The 774-nt window shown below is 65.1% G+C and carries 1 protein-coding gene; it reads left to right on the forward strand.

The genetic code is table 11. The annotated features are described in order from the left end of the window. Positions 1 to 342 precede the first annotated feature (342 nt). A partial coding sequence (locus tag J0A65_RS24665) for a YdeI/OmpD-associated family protein (RefSeq protein ID WP_332874382.1) occupies positions 343 to 774 on the forward strand: 432 nt, incomplete at its 3' end.

The raw sequence follows: 774 nt of genomic DNA on the forward strand, positions 1-774 counted from the left end.
GCCCAGAAGTCCGTCGCCTGCTGCCGACCTGGTGGCAGGTCGACCTGCTGCGTTTGCCGCGACAAGCCCATACGCTGGAGCCGCAAGCCGATCCGTAGCAGCGGATGCATCCGCGATCATGGCGGCGCGCTCCGGCGGCCGGACGCTCAGCGCGGGATCACGACCTCCCAACAGCTATCCGACATGCGGTATAACCTCCAGACACTCCAGCGCCTCGCCACAGACGGCGAACCAGAGAAGGATTTCCAGCATGACCCGGAAGGTCATCCATCGAAACCGCCCGCTGCCTGTGCGCCATTGCGCGTGCATCCATGGCCAGGCGTACTGAACGGAGGGTTTGCCGTGACGACAGCCGATGTGAAATGCCGCTTCGAAGCAAGGCTTCTGCGCCCGGCAAAGCCTGCCGGCGACAGGTCATGGACGTTCGTGGTACTGCCGAGGGAAGCCAGCGAACAGCTGCCAAGACGCGGCAGGACGACCGTTGCCGGCAAGCTCAATGGCCACCCGTTCCAGGCGACCCTTGAGCCGGATGGCCAACTGAGCCATTGGCTGCAGGTCAGCAGCACCCTGCAGGAAGCCGCAGGCGCAGCCGCCGGGGATGTCGTGACACTGGAGCTCGCCCCTGTCGCCAGCGAACCCGAACCCGAGATCCCGGCGGATCTGCAGGCGGCACTGGCAGCCATCCCTCGAGCCTGTGAAGTGTGGAACGCCACGACGACCATCGCGCGCGTAGACTGGATACACTGGATCACGTCAGCCAAGCAGCTCAAGACG

It is taken from the genome of Bowmanella yangjiangensis (genome assembly GCF_017255015.1).
Classification (GTDB): Bacteria; Pseudomonadota; Gammaproteobacteria; order Enterobacterales; family Alteromonadaceae; genus Bowmanella; species Bowmanella yangjiangensis.